Origin of the sequence: Exiguobacterium sp. s143 (assembly GCF_018618895.1) — a bacterium.
GTDB lineage: Bacteria > Bacillota > Bacilli > Exiguobacteriales > Exiguobacteriaceae > Exiguobacterium_A > Exiguobacterium_A abrahamii.
Window position 1 is genome coordinate 520,786 of record NZ_JACSMX010000001.1, and the last position, 19,387, is coordinate 540,172.

The 19,387-nt window shown below is 44.7% G+C and carries 21 protein-coding genes; 4 read left to right on the forward strand and 17 right to left on the reverse strand.

Annotation, left to right across the window (positions count from 1 at the left end):
• Nucleotide 1: 1 nt before the first annotated feature.
• Nucleotides 2–1,396, reverse strand: coding sequence for a class II fumarate hydratase (gene fumC / locus KNQ03_RS03005; protein ID WP_214723530.1), 1,395 nt, complete (start codon nt 1,394–1,396; stop codon nt 2–4).
• 117 nt (nt 1,397–1,513) lie between these two features.
• Here fumC and KNQ03_RS03010 point away from each other — a divergent pair, with 117 nt between their 5' ends.
• Complete coding sequence (locus tag KNQ03_RS03010; protein WP_055968472.1) at nt 1,514–2,818, forward strand: hemolysin family protein; 1,305 nt, start codon at nt 1,514–1,516, stop codon at nt 2,816–2,818.
• Between the two features lie 22 nt (nt 2,819–2,840).
• On the opposite strand, the gene KNQ03_RS03015 is transcribed toward KNQ03_RS03010, so the two are convergent.
• Genes KNQ03_RS03015 through KNQ03_RS17255 form a run of 3 tightly spaced genes read right to left on the reverse strand, consistent with a single transcriptional unit; the run spans nt 2,841 to nt 5,396 of the window.
• Nucleotides 2,841–3,242 carry a reverse transcriptase-like protein gene (locus tag KNQ03_RS03015; RefSeq protein ID WP_064299690.1) on the reverse strand — a complete coding sequence of 134 codons (402 nt, stop codon included), beginning with the start codon at nt 3,240–3,242 and terminating at the stop codon, nt 2,841–2,843.
• Nucleotides 3,235–4,194 (reverse strand): CobW family GTP-binding protein, encoded by a 960-nt coding sequence (locus KNQ03_RS03020; protein ID WP_023468590.1) that lies wholly within the window; start codon nt 4,192–4,194, stop codon nt 3,235–3,237. Before KNQ03_RS03020 ends, KNQ03_RS03015 begins: the two co-directional genes overlap by 8 nt.
• 11 nt (nt 4,195–4,205) lie before the next feature.
• Nucleotides 4,206–5,396: an HD domain-containing protein gene (locus KNQ03_RS17255; RefSeq protein WP_214723532.1), complete on the reverse strand. Its 1,191-nt coding sequence runs from the start codon at nt 5,394–5,396 to the stop codon at nt 4,206–4,208.
• 140 nt (nt 5,397–5,536) lie between these two features.
• On the opposite strand from KNQ03_RS17255, the gene KNQ03_RS03030 reads away from it, so the two are divergent.
• Nucleotides 5,537–6,022 carry a hypothetical protein gene (locus KNQ03_RS03030; protein WP_064299688.1) on the forward strand — a complete coding sequence of 162 codons (486 nt, stop codon included), beginning with the start codon at nt 5,537–5,539 and terminating at the stop codon, nt 6,020–6,022.
• Between the two features lie 269 nt (nt 6,023–6,291).
• Here KNQ03_RS03030 and KNQ03_RS03035 read toward each other — a convergent pair whose 3' ends face one another.
• The 11 genes from KNQ03_RS03035 to yvfG form a co-directional block, all read right to left on the reverse strand.
• Nucleotides 6,292–6,858 (reverse strand): deoxycytidylate deaminase, encoded by a 567-nt coding sequence (locus tag KNQ03_RS03035; protein ID WP_064299687.1) that lies wholly within the window; start codon nt 6,856–6,858, stop codon nt 6,292–6,294.
• A 47-nt stretch (nt 6,859–6,905) separates the two neighbouring features.
• Nucleotides 6,906–8,114 (reverse strand): toxic anion resistance protein, encoded by a 1,209-nt coding sequence (locus tag KNQ03_RS03040; RefSeq protein ID WP_149427564.1) that lies wholly within the window; start codon nt 8,112–8,114, stop codon nt 6,906–6,908.
• Nucleotides 8,101–8,844: a 5-bromo-4-chloroindolyl phosphate hydrolysis family protein gene (locus KNQ03_RS03045; protein WP_050677413.1), complete on the reverse strand. Its 744-nt coding sequence runs from the start codon at nt 8,842–8,844 to the stop codon at nt 8,101–8,103. The genes KNQ03_RS03040 and KNQ03_RS03045 overlap by 14 nt, the downstream gene beginning before the upstream one ends.
• 251 nt (nt 8,845–9,095) lie before the next feature.
• A complete protein-coding gene (locus KNQ03_RS03050; protein WP_214723534.1) occupies nt 9,096–10,439 on the reverse strand; it encodes a sodium-dependent transporter in 1,344 nt (447 codons plus the stop codon).
• A 170-nt stretch (nt 10,440–10,609) separates the two neighbouring features.
• Nucleotides 10,610–11,482 carry a diacylglycerol/lipid kinase family protein gene (locus tag KNQ03_RS03055; RefSeq protein WP_149427566.1) on the reverse strand — a complete coding sequence of 291 codons (873 nt, stop codon included), beginning with the start codon at nt 11,480–11,482 and terminating at the stop codon, nt 10,610–10,612.
• Nucleotides 11,479–12,996 carry an ABC transporter permease/substrate-binding protein gene (locus KNQ03_RS03060; RefSeq protein ID WP_214723536.1) on the reverse strand — a complete coding sequence of 506 codons (1,518 nt, stop codon included), beginning with the start codon at nt 12,994–12,996 and terminating at the stop codon, nt 11,479–11,481. The genes KNQ03_RS03055 and KNQ03_RS03060 overlap by 4 nt, the downstream gene beginning before the upstream one ends.
• Nucleotides 12,993–13,724, reverse strand: a complete 732-nt coding sequence (locus KNQ03_RS03065; RefSeq protein ID WP_050677660.1) for an ABC transporter ATP-binding protein — start codon at nt 13,722–13,724, stop codon at nt 12,993–12,995. Before KNQ03_RS03065 ends, KNQ03_RS03060 begins: the two co-directional genes overlap by 4 nt.
• Nucleotides 13,725–13,907: 183 nt before the next feature.
• Nucleotides 13,908–14,543, reverse strand: coding sequence for a 3D domain-containing protein (locus KNQ03_RS03070; RefSeq protein WP_251140230.1), 636 nt, complete (start codon nt 14,541–14,543; stop codon nt 13,908–13,910).
• Between the two features lie 685 nt (nt 14,544–15,228).
• Complete coding sequence (locus KNQ03_RS03075; RefSeq protein WP_023468601.1) at nt 15,229–15,438, reverse strand: hypothetical protein; 210 nt, start codon at nt 15,436–15,438, stop codon at nt 15,229–15,231.
• 60 nt (nt 15,439–15,498) lie between these two features.
• Nucleotides 15,499–16,110, reverse strand: a complete 612-nt coding sequence (locus KNQ03_RS03080) for an NUDIX hydrolase (RefSeq protein WP_133207477.1) — start codon at nt 16,108–16,110, stop codon at nt 15,499–15,501.
• Nucleotides 16,107–16,328, reverse strand: a complete 222-nt coding sequence (gene yvfG / locus KNQ03_RS03085; RefSeq protein WP_023468603.1) for a protein YvfG — start codon at nt 16,326–16,328, stop codon at nt 16,107–16,109. Before yvfG ends, KNQ03_RS03080 begins: the two co-directional genes overlap by 4 nt.
• 88 nt (nt 16,329–16,416) lie before the next feature.
• Here yvfG and KNQ03_RS03090 point away from each other — a divergent pair, with 88 nt between their 5' ends.
• Both KNQ03_RS03090 and KNQ03_RS03095 read left to right on the forward strand, forming a co-directional pair.
• Nucleotides 16,417–17,991, forward strand: a complete 1,575-nt coding sequence (locus tag KNQ03_RS03090; RefSeq protein WP_214723540.1) for an FAD-dependent monooxygenase — start codon at nt 16,417–16,419, stop codon at nt 17,989–17,991.
• A gap of 33 nt (nt 17,992–18,024) precedes the next feature.
• On the forward strand, nt 18,025–18,342 hold the full coding sequence (locus KNQ03_RS03095; protein ID WP_023468605.1) for a hypothetical protein: 318 nt from the start codon (nt 18,025–18,027) through the stop codon (nt 18,340–18,342).
• Nucleotides 18,343–18,386: 44 nt separating this feature from the next.
• Here the strand turns inward: KNQ03_RS03095 and KNQ03_RS03100 are convergent, their stop codons facing one another.
• Nucleotides 18,387–18,941 carry a hypothetical protein gene (locus KNQ03_RS03100; protein WP_149427570.1) on the reverse strand — a complete coding sequence of 185 codons (555 nt, stop codon included), beginning with the start codon at nt 18,939–18,941 and terminating at the stop codon, nt 18,387–18,389.
• Nucleotides 18,942–19,071: 130 nt separating this feature from the next.
• Nucleotides 19,072–19,386, reverse strand: coding sequence for a cell division regulator GpsB (gene gpsB, locus KNQ03_RS03105; protein ID WP_023468607.1), 315 nt, complete (start codon nt 19,384–19,386; stop codon nt 19,072–19,074).
• Between the last annotated feature and the right edge of the window lies 1 nt (nt 19,387).

Sequence of the window (19,387 nt, forward strand, 5' to 3'; positions counted from 1 at the left end):
CTCACGCTTTTAAGTTCGGACGGACCATATCTGCTGGTACGATCCATTGATCATATTGTTCTTCTGTTAGTAGACCAGTCGCAAGTGCTGCTTCTTTTAAGGTTGACCCGGATTGATGCGCTGCCTTTGCAATTTTCGCCGCATTCTCATATCCAATGTGCGGGTTGAGTGCAGTGACGAGCATCAACGAACGTTCGACGTTCTCAGTGATGACGGACTGTTCTGGTTCGATTCCGATCGCACAGTGGTCATTGAACGAATGCAAGGCGTCTGTCAGTAAGCGAACGGATTGTATGAAGTTATACATGATGACCGGCTTGAAGACGTTTAGTTCGAAGTTTCCTTGACTTGCAGCAAAACCAATCGTCGCATCGTTTCCAAGGACTTGCGCAGCGACCATCGTCAACGCTTCACTTTGAGTCGGATTGACTTTCCCAGGCATGATTGAGCTTCCCGGCTCATTTTCTGGAATCGTGATTTCGCCGATCCCTGCTCGTGGACCTGATGCGAGCCAGCGAACGTCGTTTGCGATCTTCATCGCGTCCATCGCTAACGCTTTGACCGCACCATGCGTAAAGACGAGTTGATCGTGGCTTGTTAGGGCGTGGAATTTGTTTTCCGCACTCGTGAATTCATATCCCGTTTCTTCACTCATCTTTTGCGCAGCCAAATCACCGAACTCAGGATGTGCGTTGATGCCCGTTCCAACAGCCGTACCGCCGATTGCTAATTCCGTTAACGGATCAAGCGTCCGTTCGATCATTTGCTTCGAAAGTGCAAGCATCCGGACCCAACCGCTGATTTCTTGACCGAGTGTGATGGGTGTAGCATCTTGCAAGTGTGTCCGTCCGATCTTGACGATATCTGCAAACGTGTTCGCTTTTTCGTCAAGTGTCGCATGCAAAGCATCGATTGCTGGGAATAGTGATTCCAACAAGACTGTCTTCGCCGCTAAATGCATCGCTGTCGGATATGTATCATTTGAACTTTGTGATTTGTTGACGTCATCATTCGGATGAATCGTCGTCTCACTGCCTTGTTCTTTCAACTTGCGTGTCGCGACCCGAGCGATCACTTCGTTGACGTTCATATTTGACTGTGTACCTGAACCCGTTTGCCAAACGACAAGCGGAAACTCATCATCGAATTTCCCCGCGATGATCTCGTCACATACTTCAGCGATGACACCCGCTTTTTCTGCCTCAAGCACGCCTAAGTCGCGGTTCGCAAGCGCCGCTCCTTTTTTCAGGACTGCAAAGGCACGAATGACTTCAATCGGCATTTTTTCCGTTCCGATCTTAAAGTTTTCTAGACTACGTTGTGTTTGTGCGCCCCATTCCTGCGCTTCTGGTACACGAATTTCCCCCATCGTGTCACGTTCTACACGGTATTCCATAAACAAATTCCCCCTTTTGATTATTTCTCTTTTAGTTTAACGCAAAAGTAGACAGAATGGGAATGAGAGAGACAGTTTTGGGGAATAGTTTATTATCGAAAAAGGAGTGAAGATTTCATGTGGTTGATTAACTTAACGATTGTACTGCTTTTGATTCTAGCAAACGGTATTTTTGCGATGACCGAACTCGCTTTGCTTTCCTCAAAACGGTCGAAATTAGAGAAAGCAGCGAATGATGGCAAAAAGTCAGCCCATGTTGCGTTAGAGTTACTTGATCGACCAACCGATCTGTTATCGACTGTTCAAGTCGGCATCACGTTAATCGGCATCGTCAATGGTGCCTTTGGTGGTGCCGCTCTCTCAGGACCGGTCATCAAGTGGCTTGCTCAATTCGCGTGGCTCGCGCCTTATGCCAGTACGATCGGCTATATTCTAGTCGTAACGATCATCACCTATATTTCACTCGTCATCGGTGAACTCGTTCCTAAGCGTGTCGCCCTTGTCAGTCCAGAACGGGTCACGATGTGGCTTGCCCCACCGATGCGTTTTTTCTCGATTGTGCTTCGACCATTCATTTGGGTTCTAAGTAAGTCGACGAGTTCCATCTTCCGTTTGATTGGTCTGGATCGCCTGCAAACAGAAGACGAGACGGAAGACGAAGTCCGGCAATTACTGATTCGTGGTACGCAAGAGGGAACCTTCAATCGGTCTGAAGCGGAGCAAGTCTCTCGTGTGTTTGATTTTCATGATTTGTACGCTTACGAACTGATGGAGCCGCGTACCGTTACCGAATGGATTGACTTAGCGGATGACTCCGATACGATCTTACAAGAGCTCCGGCAAGCGCGACATCGAAACTTACCGGTTGGTCATGGTGACTTGGATCACTTCGTCGGTTTCATCGATGCGAAAGAGGTGCTATCAACGGAACGACCTGTTCAAGAACTTGAACGACTGATTCAATCACCACTGATCGTTCCCCGTCAATTAAAAGCAACCGTTTTGCTTGAACGGATGCGCAAAGAGACGGTATCAATCGCCTTTGTTCTTGATGAATACGGTGGTTTCCTCGGCATGATCACCTTATTTGACATCCTCGAAGCATTCGTTGGCGAAATTTCAAGCGTTGAGGAAGAACCGGAACTCGTCATGCGAAAGGATGGCTCCTTCCTAGCGGATGGTCTATTGCACATCGATGATTTAAAGCGGACGCTCGGTTATACAGAAGACTTACCCGGTGAACAGTTGAACGCCTATCATACGGTTGCTGGTTTGATTCTATATACGTTAGGTGATGTCCCCTCCCGTGGGAGTACTGTCGAAATTGGACCGTACCGGTTTGAAGTCGTTGATTTAGACGGACGACGCGTCGACCAAATTCTGATCGAGCGCATCGAACATGAACAAACACCCCTACCGTGAGGATAGGGGTGTTTGTCGTCAATCATGCTTCGTATAATCGTAACGCCTCTCGTGCGACACGATCTGCTTTGTTCTCCGACCGTGGAATCCACTTCACGAAAGCGAGTGGTAAGAGTTGATAACGTGCAAAGGCAGGATCAAAAATCGTCTGCGTTCGTTTGTTCTTGACGAATTCGCGTTCGACCGCGAGTGCAACGGCTTCTGAATCCGTCCGAAACGAAATGACGCTCTCGCCTTGTGCAATCAGTTCGTGCGCCCATTCGACGGCTTTCGCAAAAGCAATAAATTCTGCTTCATGATTATTGATCGCTTGAATTTGATACATTTTTTCCGTGACTTCGCCCTCGGAATTTTTACTGAAAAGCCCAACCGCCGCTTCATCATTTGAAGGACGGACCGTACCGTCAAAATAAAGTTCAACCATGTTCAATTGCCGCCTCGATTCCTTTTCGTATCGCTTGTTCATCTAGCCCTTTCCCAATGAAGACGAGCGTCGTCTTTGGTTGTTCGCTAAATGGTTCTCTGATTGCTGTGCCATAAATCATGCCAGTACCTTGTAAAATGACCTTTCGATCCGTATCTGCAAAATGAATGATTCCTTTATAGCGATAGAGATCTTCTGCATACGCTTCTAACACCTCACGTAGGACCATTCCAAATCGATTTCGGTTCAAGGGTCGTTCCTCGACAATCGTCAATGCCGTGAAATCCTCAACCGATTGATGAATCTGATCCGTTTGTTGACTGAGTCGTACTTGCTCTTCTTTTGGAAAATGGAACGTTTCAAACAGTCGGTCCGATTCAAGTTGAGCCTGTTCCGTTTCAATGATAGCTGCAGAAGGATTTCGTTCGCGAAGTAAAGCGGACAACGTTTCGCGCTTTGACTCGTCAATCAAATCCATTTTATTCAAGATCAGGACGTCAGCAAAGCCGATTTGTTTCACATTTTCTTGGAACGTCAGTTGACGTTCCAAGTGATACGCATCGATGACCGTAACGACACTTGAAATCTGATAGGACTGTTCAACAGCCGGCTCAAAGTAGAATGTCTGTAGAATCGGCCCTGGATCAGCAACGCCTGTCGTCTCAATCAATAATCGATCAAACGATAACTCCCCATCTCGACGGCGTTTTGCGATCCGTAGCAACGCATCCCGTAAATCACCGCGAATCGAACAACAAATGCAGCCATTCGTCAATTCGATCATCTCTTCGTCACTTCGTTCAATCAATGCTTCATCAATATGAACAGAACCTACTTCATTGACGAGCAAGGCAAACTTTTCTGTCGGTTGAGAAACGAGATGATTGAGTAGCGTAGTTTTACCGGCACCTAAAAAACCAGTAATGACGGTCGTACGTATTTTGTCTTGCATGATTTCACTCCTTAGCGTCCTTGTTGCTGACGCCATTTTTCTTTTCGTGCATCGAGTAGATCAATCGCATGAAGATACCAAGCATCTGTCGTTTGCGGCGTAACACTTGATCCCCACTCGCGTTTACCATGGTGTGATAATACCATATGCATGAGACGGTGATAAACAGCACGCGGTAATCGGATATCTTCTTCTCGAAGTGCTTGTTCGAGAACAAAACAACCATATGGCATATGACCCATCAATACACCGTCCGGATCAAGCGCAATACCTGCCAGTTCTTCCTCTTCTTCTGTTACGTGCAACAGTCTTGAAAAACGATCTGTCGATGCACCCGCATGCGTATACTCCCATAGCTTTCCGATGTCGTGCAATAAAATACCGAGCAACAACTCATTCGGATTCGGTCGTTGATCTAACAGAGCAATCCCTTTTGCCGCTTGATAGAGGGCATCAAAACTGTCATCCCAAGAAAATTGACGTATCTCTCGTTCAGCTGCTTGGAAGAGTTCATTTTTATGATCGGCTTCTGCTTCTTGAATACATTTGAGTAGCATCAAGTATGGTTGTTCACTATCACAAATTCCTCGACCAATCGTCATCATACAAGCAGTATGTTTCAGCAAACCACCGATATAGGCATGGTGATGAAACAGCGCAGCCGGTCGTGTTGAAAAATCCGCCCAGTACTGTCGCAGAATCGAGAGCGCGATTTCTTGGTAAGGAGAATCAAGTTGACCGACTAGTCCAAGCAACTGATCACGATACGTTTCAAGCGATTCATCTGCTGGTAATTGTGGTAGGAACTGCGTCGGTGAGGCGTCATGAATCGGAGTGACGCGCTGAACGGTCAATGACTTGTTTCCGGATTGCGGCGGATATTCCTCTACCTTTGCCTCGACCCGAACGATTCGTGTTTCGAGATATGGACGAAGTGCTTCTTCTGCCGTTCCTTGATTGATCCACTGTTTCCCCTTACAAGATCCAGCGGGCGAATTGAACGTGAACTGCAGCCATTCTCGTCCGGTTTGACCTGTGCGGATTTCACCCGAGGCAACGAGTAAAACTTCTTCGATTCGTTCACCCGAAACAAGCGTCTCTATCGAAAGTCCAATCGGTTGATTCGATTGATGGATGGAAAAAGTATCATTTTCATAAGAAGGCATCGTCACTTCCGGAAGTGCTTTGAATAATTGAATCACGTCATCTCACTCCTTTTTCTTCACTCATATCATAGCAGACACGATTTCATCACGACTACTAGCAAACAGATATTGTAAGCGTTTTCTAAATGAATTATGATGAAACTGGAAGTCCATTTTATGCTTAAGGAGGAGAAACGATGATTCGACCACTTACTCAACTATACAGTGAAGCTGTTGGCACACTCGATCAATGGACGGTATCCGAAATCGTGACCCGCGATCAAATTCGGCAAGCTGTCCAGTTGTACGATCCATATCAAATGCATACGTCATATGCTTTGGAACATTTGTTGATTCATGAATTGCGTGAAGCTTGTCATTATGTCCAAGAACAAGGGCTAACGTTGGCTGATGCGCAAACAGAGCTTCTCATCCTCTCTGCTTTCCAAAGTGATGCCGGCTATCAAGCAGAAGAAATTCAAGATATGTCTCCCACTGCAATCAAACGGCACTTGTCTTCGCTAGACGCCGCATTCAACCGACTATTACATCAACTATTCTTACATCAATCGCAACCAGACATCCTCTGTCAGCGATTCATGACGATCCTTTCAGGTGCGGTCGCCACAAAATGTGCAATCCGTGCTAAACGCCTCAAGGAAGCGACACTTGTTCATCCATAAAAAAAATCCTGACTCATGTGAGTCAGGATTTTTCATTCAACGACCTGGCATTCCAGCTCCTTGATTGGTTTTGTATGAAAATGCGGCGTTCCGCTTCGTCATATTCTATAGTCATCATGCCAAACTATTCAAGGTCTGTCAATTCTTTTCTAAAAAAAAGTGGACCGATTTTCGATTGAAAATCAGTCCGAATGGAAGAGTGAATAATTACCATGGCAATGCTTGATTTCATCATACAATGCAATGGAAGCGTTTACAACCCTTTTTCGTTAAATTTTTTCAAGAAAATATTCGTTTGCGAGTGGCAAGTGGATGACTTCGATTCCACTTTGTCGCATGAGATTCAATCCGTCCCCATATTCATAACCTGTCGAATAAACGACACGATCGATTTTAGAAGCGATGAGCGCTAAACTACACGCATGACACGGACTATGTGTGACATAAGCTGTTGCATGACGAGCGCTCGTCGAATCAGCTGCTAGCTTACCGAGCGCGTTGATTTCAGCATGAATCTCATGTTGCTTCGACCATTCATGGTGTTCTTCCTGATTTTCGCACCGATAAAAGAGAATCCCGTTTCGTTCAATCAATTCTTCAACAATCGGGTGGTCAGGACGCGATGTATAGAGAATACCATCTTGCTTTAAGTAAATTTCGTTGCAATTCACATGCTGACTAGGTGTTCCGTTTATTCCGATTGAAATCGGCTTTTCATCTTTGACGATGACACAGGCAACGGATTTTGAGGCACATTTTGAATGACGGTCTGCCATCATCCGTGCGAATAATAACCATGTCGTATCCCATTTCAACTGCTTCTCTTCATTATTCATTCAAACTCTCCTTTCATGAAGGAAAGGAACACGAAATGTCGTGTTCCTTAGTATGGTCGATTCGGTAATTCTCTGCTTTTTGAGGCGACTTCGATGACTTTTTGTTTCAATTCATTCTCCATTCGCTCTAGTTCATGCTCTGCGTCGCGGCGCTTTTGTTTTCCTTCTTGTTGGATGCGTAATGTCTCATCCAGTGTCTCGATCAAGTTTTGGTGCGCCACTTTTAACGATTCAACGGATACGATACCTTTTTCGTTTTCTTCCGCAATTTCAATCGACGATTCCTTCAGCAACTTCGAATTTTGCTCAAGTAACTGGTTCGTCGTATTGGTGACATCCTTCTGCATTTCAAGCGCTGCTTTTTGACGCGACAGACTCAAAGATAGGACAACTTGGTTCTTCCAAAGTGGAATCGTATTGACGACTGCTGATTCAATTTTTTCCGCTAGAATTTGGTTATTTTGTTGAATGACACGAATTTGCGGTGCCATCTGCAAGCTAATCGTTCGGGATAATTTTAAATCATGGATTTTCTTTTCAAAACGATCCGTCAATTGAATCAAGTCATTCAATTCCTGTAACTTCGTTTGATCCCGCGATACTTCAACTTCTGTTCGTAACGGTTCGATTTCATGTTGGCGAACGTGAGCGATTTTCGTCTCACCAGCCGCAATATAGACGTTTAATTCTTCAAAATAGCGCTTGTTCTTTTGATACATTTGATCGAGTAACGTGATGTCCTTCATCAATCCAAATTTTGATCGATCAAGATTGTGTACGACTTCTTCTAGATACGCACTCATCTTCTCGTATTGTAAGAAGTACGTCTCCGCTTTTTTCTTCGCCCGACCAATGACCGGTACGTTCGACCAGAAGCTCTTTTTTTCTTGGAGTGTATCTGGGTCCATTTGGCGGACACGTTGCATTAAGTCACTCAGCAATTTTCCTGCTTCCCCGCCGTCCTTCATCTTCACTTCACTTAAGACTTGATCAGAGAATTGGGATAGTTCACGCTGGACGGGCGCCCCGAATTGCATGACGGCATCCGTTTTTTGAAGATCAATCACCTGCAGTAGACGTTCAATCTTTTGTCGTTGTTCTGACGGAACATCTGAAGGAATCATCTCTTCTACTGGTTGCACAGGCATTTTCGGTGGTGTCTCTGCTACATTCAGATCGACCGACGGATCAGAAATCGTCGGTTGATCTTGCTCATCAGGCCATTGTTGCCATGTATCTTTATCAGAATGGGTCATGTCGGTAACTCTCCTCCTGTTTTCGTTGTTCAGTCTCTTGCGTCAACACCTTTTCAATCGTCAAGAGTTCCCGTTCTAAATCAACGGTATCCCCTTCAAGCAACAAGGTTTGTTGTTGCTTTAATTTTTGTCCGATCATTTTCAAGTTCGAAATCAATTGATTTTTCGTATCCAATTGAACTTGAGCACCACGGCGTTCCAAATCGGCATATTTTTCTGAAATTGACAATAAGGAATCCAGGTAGAACGTAAAGAAGTCCCGAACTTTTTTGACGTCGCGCGGACTTTCATATAACTCTTCGAACAAGACATGTGCTTCACGCGAAACGATTCGCATCTCACTTCTGATTTCACCATCTCGAATGGAGGGAACAATTTGATCGTACGTCTGGATTTTTGTGAATCCTTCTTCGATCGTCCGTTGCAATACTTGAAGTTCTAAATCATCCGTCTCTTCAAATCGGCGTGTCGCCCGTTCCGGTTTTAAAATGACACTTCCGACGAACTCGTCTTCGTCATCAAGTAGTAATTTCTTTTTCACATTTTTTCGCTTAATTTCGGTCGATTTCCGTTCTGTCCGATATCGTCGACCTGGTTTTGTTCGATAACCGCTCCAAATGAACCACAAACCAAGAGCGATGAAGATTCCCGAGAAGTTGAACGTATCGGCCAATTGTAGAAATACGAACATCATACCGATGGAACCAAATATCCACCATGAAGACTTCATGTCATCCCCTCTTCCTTCGTACTGATTCTTCTATCAGGTTTACGTGTCTTTATTTTAACATTACGTAACGTCTAACAAAAAGTTTCCCGTTTTTCCGAAATGTTACGCCTCGTGTATTTATATTTCAACATACTTTTAAAAATATCGCATCAGACCGAAGAATGAACTATCCGTTCTTTCTTTCGCATGATTCTTTTGACAACAAATAAGGTAGTCGACAAAATTGTCGACTACCCTAAAAAAGTGATCAATTATCCGAATAATGGCCATACAAGGATGATCAAAATCGCGATCGGACTCAAGTAACAAACACTCACACGCCACACAGGTACGATTTTTTTCATGAATGGACTCGTCACGAGTTCCTGTTCGACAAGAGTACGATCGAGCTTGTACCCAGCAAAAATCGAAATCAGTAAAGCACCAATCGGCATTAAAATATTCGAGACAAGGAAATCAACGCTGTCAAAGAACGTTTTCCCCATGAATTGAGCATCACTCAACATACCGAACGAGAGTGCGGACGGAATTCCGACGATCGCAATCGCAAGTGTCGCAAGCCATGTCGTCCGCTTTTTATCACGCGATGTCGCATTTTCCTTACGATCCGTTAATGAAGCAACAACGACCTCAAGCATAGCGATCGATGAAGTGATCGATGCGAAAGCAAATAGAAGGAAGAACAGTGTCAAGAACAACGAGCCAAACTGGATCTGACTGAAAACAGTCGGCAATACGATGAAAAGCAATGCCGGTCCTTCTGCAGGGTCAAGACCCGAAGCAAAAACAGCTGGGAAAATCGCGAATCCAGCTAATAATGAGACCGCGACATTCATCGCGACGATCCATGCGGCGGAACGATTAATCTCGCCACGTTCCTTCATGTAGGAAGCATACGTCAGCATCGCCGATACACCGAGCGATAAGGAGAAGAACGCTTGGCCAAGCGCACTCAGGACAGAAGTTCGGTTGAGGACCGAAAAATCAGGCTGTATGAAGAATTTAACACCTTCCATTGCACCATCAAGTGTCAATGATCGAACGACAAGGATGATGAAGCACACGAATAATAATGGCATCATGATTTTACTCATTTTTTCAATACCGGATTGAACACCACGTAAGACGATCCAACATGTCAAAGCGAGGAAAATCAATTGCTCTGAAATGACATATAACGGTGAGGCGGAAATCGTTCCGAACAATTCACCAAGCGCACCACTGTCCATCGTCGTCAGGCGACCTGTGAAACCAAGAATGGTATAAATCAAGACCCATCCTCCGATGACGCTGTAGAAAGAGAGCAACAAGAAACAGGCGATGACACCAAGTACACCAATGAATGTGAACTTCTTATGACCAAGTGCCGAGAACGCTTGAAGTGCTGTTTTTCCACTCGTACGACCGATTAAAAACTCGGCAATTAAAACAGGCAGTCCAAGTAATAAGGTAAACACAAGGAACAAGAGTAAAAACGCGCCTCCTCCGTTCGTTCCAGTCGTGTACGGGAATTTCCAGATGGCCCCCAGACCAATGGCGGATCCCGCTGCTGCTAAAATAAATCCAACTTTTGAAGCCCATGCGTTTCCTTTCATGGTGCTCCACCTCCTTTTCAAAATACTTTTTCATTGTACAGAAAGAATCTGTGAAAGTCATCCTTTATCAAATATTTTCTTTAAAGCGTCAAAGCATAACCGCATATATGTACTGAAATATAAAAAAGAAGGTCGTTTTTTATGACGACCTTCTCTTCATTCGTACTTTATTATTGTGTGCCTCCATACATGCGCAGGTACTCCGGCAACACTTTAACTGTAACCGGCGTATGGATGGCTTTCTCACCATCTGTATCAATGACTTTTGCATCTTTTGTTTTCAGCTGAAAACCACTCGTCAAGATATGTGTAAAGGAAGGATCATTGGCAAGACCAATTTTTTGAAGAATCACATCTCGAATGGTTGTCAAGTTTACTTCATCGACGATCACTAAATCAAGTTTCCCGTCATTATAGGCTCCATCTGATAAGTTCGTCTCGATTCCACCGAGTGATTCTCCGTTTGCCGCCAGAATGAGAACTGCTTCGCCGGTCATGTGACGACCTTCATCTAAAATCAGTTCATATTCGAAGGGTTGTGCTTCTAGACTTGAGCGAATCGTCGATAGATAATATCCCATCTTCCCGAGACGCGCTTTTTCTTCTGTATCGATGCCAATCGATGCCTCTGCGACAAGACCGACACCAAGGAAATTCAAGAAATAGCTATTTTCGACTTGTCCAAGATCGACCTGAACAACGTGTTGCATCGCGATTGCTTCCGCAGCAAGCCGAGGAGCCATCGGTAAACCAAGCGTTCGAGCGAAGTCGTTACAGGTCCCTCCAGGAATGATGCCAAGTATCGGGCGATCATCCAGTTTTGCGACCCCGTTGATTGTCTCGAAAACCGTCCCATCTCCGCCGATGACGACGACCGCATCAAATGCGGACGAATCTTCCGCAAATTGCATCGCATCTCCAGCTTGCTTCGTATTCTTGATGACGATTTCATCGAATAATATACTTAATGGTTCGATGACTTCTCCAAGTAACCCCGTGCCGTTTGTCCCAGCTGTCGGGTTACTGATCAGTAAAAGTTTCATTGAATGACGCCTTCCTTCTTCAGGTAATCACGAGCGACCTCATTCGCCGTCTTCCCGCCGTATGCGACAGCTTCATTCATTTTTGACATCTCTTCATCTGAAATTTTACCTGACAATTGCTCAAGTGCTTGTTTTACTTCTGGATACTCCTCGATCGTCTCTTGTCGCAGAAGAGGAGCTCCTTCGTATGGAGGGAATAGTTGCTGATCATCTTTTAAGACGACCATGTCGTATTTCGCAATCTCCGGATCTGTCGAATAGGCATCAATGACATCGATTTCCCCTGATTCGATTGCTTTATAACGCAATTTCGGCTCCATCGTGACGACCTTCTGGAAATTGACATCATATTTATCTTGAATCCCTTTATACCCATCCTGTCGATCCTTAAATTCTAACGTGAATCCAGCCGTCAACTGATTCGCGACCTGTTTTAAATCAGAGATCGTCTTCAAATCGTAGCGTTCTGCTAATTTCTTTGGAACAGCTACAGCATAGGTATTGTTATAGTTCATCGGTGGTAGCAAGGCTAAATCTTGTTTTTCAAGACCGGCTTTTGCTTGTTCGTACACTTCTTTTGCATCATTCGACTTCGGTTTTTCATTCGTCAAACTAGCGAGCACCGTTCCTGTGAACTCTGGATACGCATCGATATCACCTGACTCGAGTGCCTTGTAGACAAACGTCGTCTTCCCGAAGTTTGGTTTGACTTGTACCGTCAAATCCGTTTCATCTTCGATGACAATCTTATACATATTCATTAAAATTTCCGGTTCTACACCTAGTTTTCCGGCGACGACGAGATCTGGTCGTTCACTACGCCCGAACGCAAATGGTGCGGCGACGATCGCGACCATCAAGACGACTGCCGTCACGAGACGTGCTGTTTGTCGTTTACGTGTCGCTACTTCCGTTTGACGTAACAATCCATCAAATAAAAGTGCGAGGAGTGCTGCTGGAATCGCACCCAGCAATAATAGATAGTTATCATTGCGGTCAATCCCGAGGAGAATGATCGAGCCTAATCCCCCAGCACCAATCAAGGCAGCAATCGTTGCTGTACCAATGATCAGTACCATTGCTGTTCGAATCCCAGCCATCATGACAGGCAAAGCCAACGGGAGTTCGACTTTCCAAAGACTTTGCATCGGGGTCATCCCACACGCTCGTGCTGCTTCCTTGATCGAAGGATCGACTTCGGCAAGACCCGTGTAGGTATTACGAACGATTGGTAATAAGGAATATAAGACAAGTGCAATAATGGACGGGACTGTACCGATCCCGACAAGTGGTATCATCAGACCGAGTAACGCGAGTGATGGAATCGTCTGGATGACAGAGGTTACACCAATCGACCACTCACTCAGACGTTTGTTACGTGATAAGTAAATCCCAAGCGGAATAGCGATTACACAGGCAATGAGCAAGGAGATGACCGATAATTGAATATGCTCGATTAGCGCTTGAAGCAATTCAGTCTTCCGGTCTTGATACGTTTCGATCAATCCATTCATTCGACACTCCCCCTGACTTGACGCATGAACTCTTGAACGAATGGATCGTTACTGGCTAGTACCTCTTCCTTCGTACCGATGAAAGCGATCTCTCCAGCGTTCATCAGACAGATGCGACTGCCTAGTTTCAACGCTTCGTTCATATCGTGCGTGACAAATAAAATTGTTTTACCAAGCTCTTCGTTTAGATGCAACAAATCATTTTGTAATTGCTCACGTGAAATGGGATCAAGAGCAGAAAATGGTTCGTCCATCAAGATGACGTCTTGTTCTGCTGCGAGTGCCCGCATGACACCGACACGTTGTTGCTGTCCACCAGAGAGTTCACTTGGATATTTTTTCTTAAGTGATGTGTTTAACCCAGTCAACCGAAATAATTCATCGACTCGTTGTACTACTTTCTCCTTTTTCCACTTCAATAACTCAGGCACGACGCTGACGTTTTCCTCAATCGTCATGTGTGGAAAGAGAGCGATCTGTTGTAAGACATAGCCAATTCGCCGTCGAAGTTCATGCTCATTGATCGACATGATCGGTTCACCATCGATCCAAATTTGTCCTTCCGTATGATCAATCAATCGATTGACCATTTTCATCGTCGTTGTTTTACCGCACCCTGAAGGACCGATCAAACAAAAAATCTCGCCTTGTTCAACCGTAAAATTCACGTGTTGCACTGCCTTTGTTCCGTCTGCATACGTTTTGCCGACATCCTTGAATTCAATCACGAACCATCCCTCGTTTCCCGGTTTATTATCTTTGTAAAATTCCCCTTTCTTGGACATTCTAAAACCTATTCCGTCTACTCTTTCCCCTGTTTTCTAAATCCATCATCGAACAGATCGTTATTTTATTCTTCATCAAAACAAAAAGACGATGGAAACTATCCACCGCCTAACCGTAAACTTCTCTTATTCGAACGTCACCGTGACTTGACGGCGACCCCATTCTAAAGCTTCTTGTTTTGAACCGACAAGAAGATCCATGATTTTCCCGCGAATCGCACCACCTGTATCGAGCGCAATCGCATCGCCGAAACCTTCTACATGTACCTTAGTTCCAAGCGGTACGACCGATGGATCGACAGCAACGATGCGACGTCCTTCGTATGTAATCGTATTCGTGACGTCATAACCCGATGCCGTTAAGGCGCGACCATTATACAAACGGCTTCCATTGTTTTCTGGATTCGTCGTATACGCTGTCGTCTCAAACGTTTCCGTACGTTTTGTGGAACGGTCAGCGTTTGCTTGCGTTCGACTTTGTTTCTTTACCTGTCGTGCTTCCTTTTTGGCTTCTTGTGCTGCTTTTGCTTTTTGCTCTGCTTCTGCTTTTTGCTTAGCCAAGGCTTTTAGACGCGCTTGTTTTTTCGCCTCTGCTTGTTCACGCTTTTCTTGAGCAGCTTGACGTTTCATCTCTAATGGATTTTGTACGATCGTCTTCTCCGTACCGATCCCGATTTGTGCTGCCGATGCTTCATGATGCGGCAAAAGAATAAATATGAATCCCGTTAAACAAAGGGATAAAAGGAATGATGTTCGTTTCATGTTGATGCCAACCTTTCTCGCCGTTTTACGACCCGCACAACGTATCATGGTGACAAATAGTTTGAAAAGCGAACACTATGAATTGAAATATATCTGTCAAAAAGTAACGAAATGGTTACACGCTTACAAAAAACGCTCTCAATCGTTGTGTATCAACGTTTTTATATTTTGTAACCGTTCTGTTACGAATTAGTCTTTGTTACTTTTTTGTAATAAATGTATCTTTTCGATGTTTTCAGTCATTTTGTCCAATTCTTCAAAAATCAAAAGAATGTAGGATTTCATTATTATTCAGTCCGCTGGATGAACATAAAAAAACACACCAATTATGTGGTGTGCTGAGTTTGCAAACAAGGTGGTCCTGCGGAACCAGTTGTTCCAATATGATGGTGGTATGTTTTAATCGATGATGGTGATCTCTTTTACCCATTATGGGAAGTCTTCCTCCTTCTTCGTTTCTACTTTTTTATACCGAAAGAAAGAGGCGAGAAGCGTTTTGTTCAATCGAAATCGCTTCCTAGGGAAAAACAAGCAGGAGCGACCCTGCAACGAAGTGAAGCGGCGCAATGCTTGTCCCAGGAAAACGATTCGAGATGAACAAAAAAGCGCAATCTTTCTCGTTAAGAGAAAAATTACGCTTTGTCTTAAGTCTGAGCAAACCAATTATGTGGTGTGCTTTCATGTATTATTTCGTTTTGCGCTCTAGCAATTCAATCTCTGACTTTAATAAAACTTGTTTTTCAAACTCTAAGCCGAGTGCCTCAAAGTTTTTCGTGTGGGATACATCACCAACGACCGTATTTGTCAATACTGCCGTTACTTCCGCCACCCAGCCTTCTTTCGTTTTTACCATATCGCCAACGATATAATCGAATAACTCTTCTGTTTCTTCCATTTTACTCATCTCCTGACACGTTCAATTACAGTTAATCATATAAAATAACGACCGAAAAAGCTAGTCACGCGTCAATTGAGCTAAGAACTGGCGCAAGATTTTAGCAGTTAGTCCCCAAATCAGATAGTCCCCGTGCTCATAAAAATGCTCCGTGACTGTATACGTACGATCCAGATAGGCTTCTCGATTCGCCATTCGTTCGGTCGGCACTTCCTTACCAGGGCGAATCCGCCACTCCATATCTCCTTTAATCGGCTTTGAAGTCATCAATTCCGTTAATGACACAAGAAACACATGATCGACTTCAGCCGGCGAAGGATTAAAGTCTGTCGCATGGAGAATACCAAGATACGGATAAATGATCGACCGGTTCGGTGTCACGAGTGGTTCAAGCGTTCCAATCACTTCGATTTCAGAAGCACTGACATTTAATTCTTCAACCGTTTCGCGGACAGCCGCTGCTTTCGGTAATTCACCGCCATCGATCCGACCACCTGGAAAAGCGATTTCACCTGGTTGCGAACGTAATGTCTTAGCTCGTACTTGAAATAACAAATAGACTTCGCCATTCTGTTCAACTAACGGAACGAGTACAGCTGCCGCATGACGAGGTAAACGTTCTTCAGAATCTACGTAATGCTTTCGGATATCGGCTAAGTTCACCTGTTTCATCGCCCTTCTTGTGCAACGTGTTGGTACGCCTCTTCCAGATGGCGCATACGGACGATGAGATCCGCATTCTTAGCAATCCGGTCCGATAAAATCGATCCTGCTACCGTCTTGTAATAGGCGTTTAACGCATGTCGTTTCGTCAGATGTGCCTCATTCTGACGGATATATTCTTTAAAATTCGCAATCAATCGTTCTGTCGTAAAAAGTTGTTCGTTCACAAGTTTCATCCTTTCACACGTCAAGCGTGTCATCAATAGTTTAATGGTAACGAGTTTTGGCTAAGATGTAAATTAAGGGGGGTTATCCGTGAATAAAAAATTAGATGTCCTCATTATCGGTGCCGGACCAACCGGTTTAACACTCGCACTCGCACTCTCACGCTATGGATTATCCTTTCGCATCGTCGAACGTGCAAGCGGACCATCTGTCGTCTCAAAAGCGATCGGGATTCAAGCGCGTTCTCTGGAGTTGTTCGCAAGGCTTGGTGTTGCAGAAGACTTGATGGAGAATGCAATCAAAATCAATCAAGGAAACCTCTATGTCAATGGTGCATGGCAGGCAAAACTTGATTTTACGGATTTGAATACACCTTTTCCGTTCGTTACGCTGTTGCCTCAAAGTGAGACGGAACGGATTCTTGAAGCGCAACTCGCCCAATATGGACACGTAGTCGAGCGCGAAACAGAATTAACAGGGTTTGCTCAATTTCCAACTTTCGTTACAGCATCCTTACAACATAAAGGAGAAACAGAGACGGTCGACGCTTCCTTCATCATCGGAGCAGATGGTGCAAACAGTTTCGTCCGTCGTGAACTCGGGCTTCCGTTCAGCGGGAAGTCGTTCAAAGAATCGTGGGCACTGGCTGACATCGAGGTCGACTGGCCGCTCTCTTCTGAGGAAGTTCATATCTTTTTCTCTGATCATGGCGTTATCGAGTCGTTCCCTCTCCAGTCGAACTTGTTCCGGATTACCGGCAATCTAACGAGCGGACCTGTTCCGACCGACCATAAAGCGATTGATGACTTTTTACAAAATCGAGCAAAAGTACCGTTTGAGCTCAAAAAAGTCCATTGGTATTCGATGTTTCGTGTCCATAATCGGATCATCGAGAAATTCGGTCACCACCGGATTTATTTGATCGGGGACGCAGCACACATCAATTCACCCGTCGGTGGTCAAGGAATGAATACCGGAATTGCTGATGCGATGAACCTCGCTTGGAAACTATGGTGTGTCCATCAGTTCAAGGCGAGTTTTCCATTACTTGATTCTTACAGCGTCGAACGTCGGGAAGCGGCACAAGGGATCTTACGATCAACCAATCTTGCGACGGAACTTTTGCAAATCAATATTCCTTTTTTATTGCCCTTGCAGGAAAAAGTCATTCGAAATAGTCTTAAGATCGCACCCTTACATCATTTCGTGACGAACCGAATTGCACAGCTCAACAGTCACTACCCAGCGAGTTCGACCTTCGTCACACAAGGACACTTTAGTCCATTGACACCAAAACCAGGCGAACCGATGCCTTACAGTGAAGTCGTTCACCCGCGGACGAAAAAGAACGAACTATTGTTACGTCGTGCCGATCGGAATTTCTTATTACTACTGTTCTTACCAAAAAATGCAACCGATGATCTTCTTGAGCCATTCAAGGAACTCGCCTATACTTATCCCGATCTATTTGAGACAGTACCGATCCATCAATCCCTTAAAGAGGATGGTGTCGTCGATCAAGGCGGTGAACTGGCACGACGCTTTGGCATCAAGCAATCTGGATTATATTTAATTCGCCCTGACGGTTATATCGCGTATCGCCAACAAGGTTTGAAAAGTAAATCGTTCGCCCGCTATGTTGAACGTTTACTTTATGCGCGTTAACTCGGTATGATAGTAGGTGAGGTGAAGGCAAAGATGGATATACAGCTAGTTCGAACGGTTTTAATCATTCTTTTGGTCATTGCATTTCTCGTCATCGTCAGCAGACGAACGAAGGAAAACCTTCGATGGTCACTGATCGGGGAAGCATTTGGTGAAAAAGGAGAAGATTTATTAAAGGACGCTGCGCGACTCGAAGCAGCTGACTTAGAGATTCGAGTCGAACGCGGCGTCAAAACTTCGTTTTTATTCCGACGTTTCAGTAAAGACTTGGATGATCGCGTAGCGGTGTATGTCTTGAAAGAAGACTTGGATCAAGCTGAAGACATTCTTGCGTCTCGACCAAGACGATGAATTCAAACGAAAAGGCAGTGAAGCGAGCGCTTCACTGCCTTTGTTCATTCCTGTTGTTGCGCGAGATAAAACGCAACTTGTTTTCGTTCTTGCTCTTGAACAGGGGAGGATTTCTTAGAGACGATGAACGCCCGCACATCTTTAAAGCTGTGCCCCGTCGGGAATTTAATTCGTTCCGTCCGCATCTGTGGTGCATTCGGAAAAAGTGTAATGCCATGAATCGGAATGATGATCCCTTGTTCTTTTAGCGTTTTTCGAACCGCTTGAACGATTTGTTTCGACCGATGGATGGGATGAGGTGCAAACACTTTTCTTCCATGCTCAGCATCCGTGACATGACAAGATTCCTCTGTCATCCATTCTACGACCGCATCGTTTTGTAACACGAGGAACAATCCTTTTGGTCCGATTAGCGCAAAAGGAATGACTATCGTGTCAGAAAGACGAATCCGATCAAACAACATCCAATCAAAACGACAAACATGACGGATTTCATTACAGAGTGCATCCGTTTCACTCGTCGTCGTACTCACTTGTTTGCTTGCAAAAAAACGACGGCGCGGTGGTTGAGGAACAGAAGCAGTCATGACTTGTAACATGGTTCATCATCCTTTGTAGTATGTATTATTAGTTATCTTAACACCGTTTTCATTCAGATGACGATTCTTTCAAAAAGAAGGAAATCAAAAAAGACACTTCTGATCTGACAGAAATGTCTTTTTTGATGCGTCAATCTTGGTGCGGACGTCCGAAAACAGCCTTCTCTAGATTTGAAATACGACGTAACATGTCATAGTTCGATGAACTTGATACTTGTGGCTCCGCTTGCTCGACGCGGCGCTCTTCACGTTTTACCGGTTGTGCTGGTGCTTGTTTTAACGCCTCGTTCTCTTTCTTCAGACGTTCGATCTCACGTTCGAATCCTTCATAATCTTTAATGATTTGATCCAAATATCCATCGACATCTTCGATGACATAGCCACGGAGGCCGGTTTTGAATTCCTTTTTGTAAATATCGTCCGCTGTCAACAATGGCTTATACATC

What these genes read in the sequence shown, in the direction of transcription:
- KNQ03_RS03100 (WP_149427570.1), bottom strand. Translation starts at nt 18,941, where the DNA reads ATGTTACAAGTCATGACTGCTTCTGTTCCTCAACCACCGCGCCGTCGT.
- KNQ03_RS03010 (WP_055968472.1), top strand. Translation starts at nt 1,514, where the DNA reads ATGTGGTTGATTAACTTAACGATTGTACTGCTTTTGATTCTAGCAAAC.
- KNQ03_RS03070 (WP_251140230.1), bottom strand. Translation starts at nt 14,543, where the DNA reads ATGAAACGAACATCATTCCTTTTATCCCTTTGTTTAACGGGATTCATA.
- KNQ03_RS03035 (WP_064299687.1), bottom strand. Translation starts at nt 6,858, where the DNA reads ATGAATAATGAAGAGAAGCAGTTGAAATGGGATACGACATGGTTATTA.
- KNQ03_RS03060 (WP_214723536.1), bottom strand. Translation starts at nt 12,996, where the DNA reads ATGAATGGATTGATCGAAACGTATCAAGACCGGAAGACTGAATTGCTT.
- fumC (WP_214723530.1), bottom strand. Translation starts at nt 1,396, where the DNA reads ATGGAATACCGTGTAGAACGTGACACGATGGGGGAAATTCGTGTACCA.
- KNQ03_RS03040 (WP_149427564.1), bottom strand. Translation starts at nt 8,114, where the DNA reads ATGACCCATTCTGATAAAGATACATGGCAACAATGGCCTGATGAGCAA.
- KNQ03_RS03015 (WP_064299690.1), bottom strand. Translation starts at nt 3,242, where the DNA reads ATGGTTGAACTTTATTTTGACGGTACGGTCCGTCCTTCAAATGATGAA.
- KNQ03_RS03030 (WP_064299688.1), top strand. Translation starts at nt 5,537, where the DNA reads ATGATTCGACCACTTACTCAACTATACAGTGAAGCTGTTGGCACACTC.
- KNQ03_RS03045 (WP_050677413.1), bottom strand. Translation starts at nt 8,844, where the DNA reads ATGAAGTCTTCATGGTGGATATTTGGTTCCATCGGTATGATGTTCGTA.
- gpsB (WP_023468607.1), bottom strand. Translation starts at nt 19,386, where the DNA reads ATGTATAAGCCATTGTTGACAGCGGACGATATTTACAAAAAGGAATTC.
- KNQ03_RS03095 (WP_023468605.1), top strand. Translation starts at nt 18,025, where the DNA reads ATGGATATACAGCTAGTTCGAACGGTTTTAATCATTCTTTTGGTCATT.
- KNQ03_RS03020 (WP_023468590.1), bottom strand. Translation starts at nt 4,194, where the DNA reads ATGCAAGACAAAATACGTACGACCGTCATTACTGGTTTTTTAGGTGCC.
- KNQ03_RS03055 (WP_149427566.1), bottom strand. Translation starts at nt 11,482, where the DNA reads ATGAAACTTTTACTGATCAGTAACCCGACAGCTGGGACAAACGGCACG.
- KNQ03_RS03075 (WP_023468601.1), bottom strand. Translation starts at nt 15,438, where the DNA reads ATGGAAGAAACAGAAGAGTTATTCGATTATATCGTTGGCGATATGGTA.
- KNQ03_RS03080 (WP_133207477.1), bottom strand. Translation starts at nt 16,110, where the DNA reads ATGAAACAGGTGAACTTAGCCGATATCCGAAAGCATTACGTAGATTCT.
- KNQ03_RS03050 (WP_214723534.1), bottom strand. Translation starts at nt 10,439, where the DNA reads ATGAAAGGAAACGCATGGGCTTCAAAAGTTGGATTTATTTTAGCAGCA.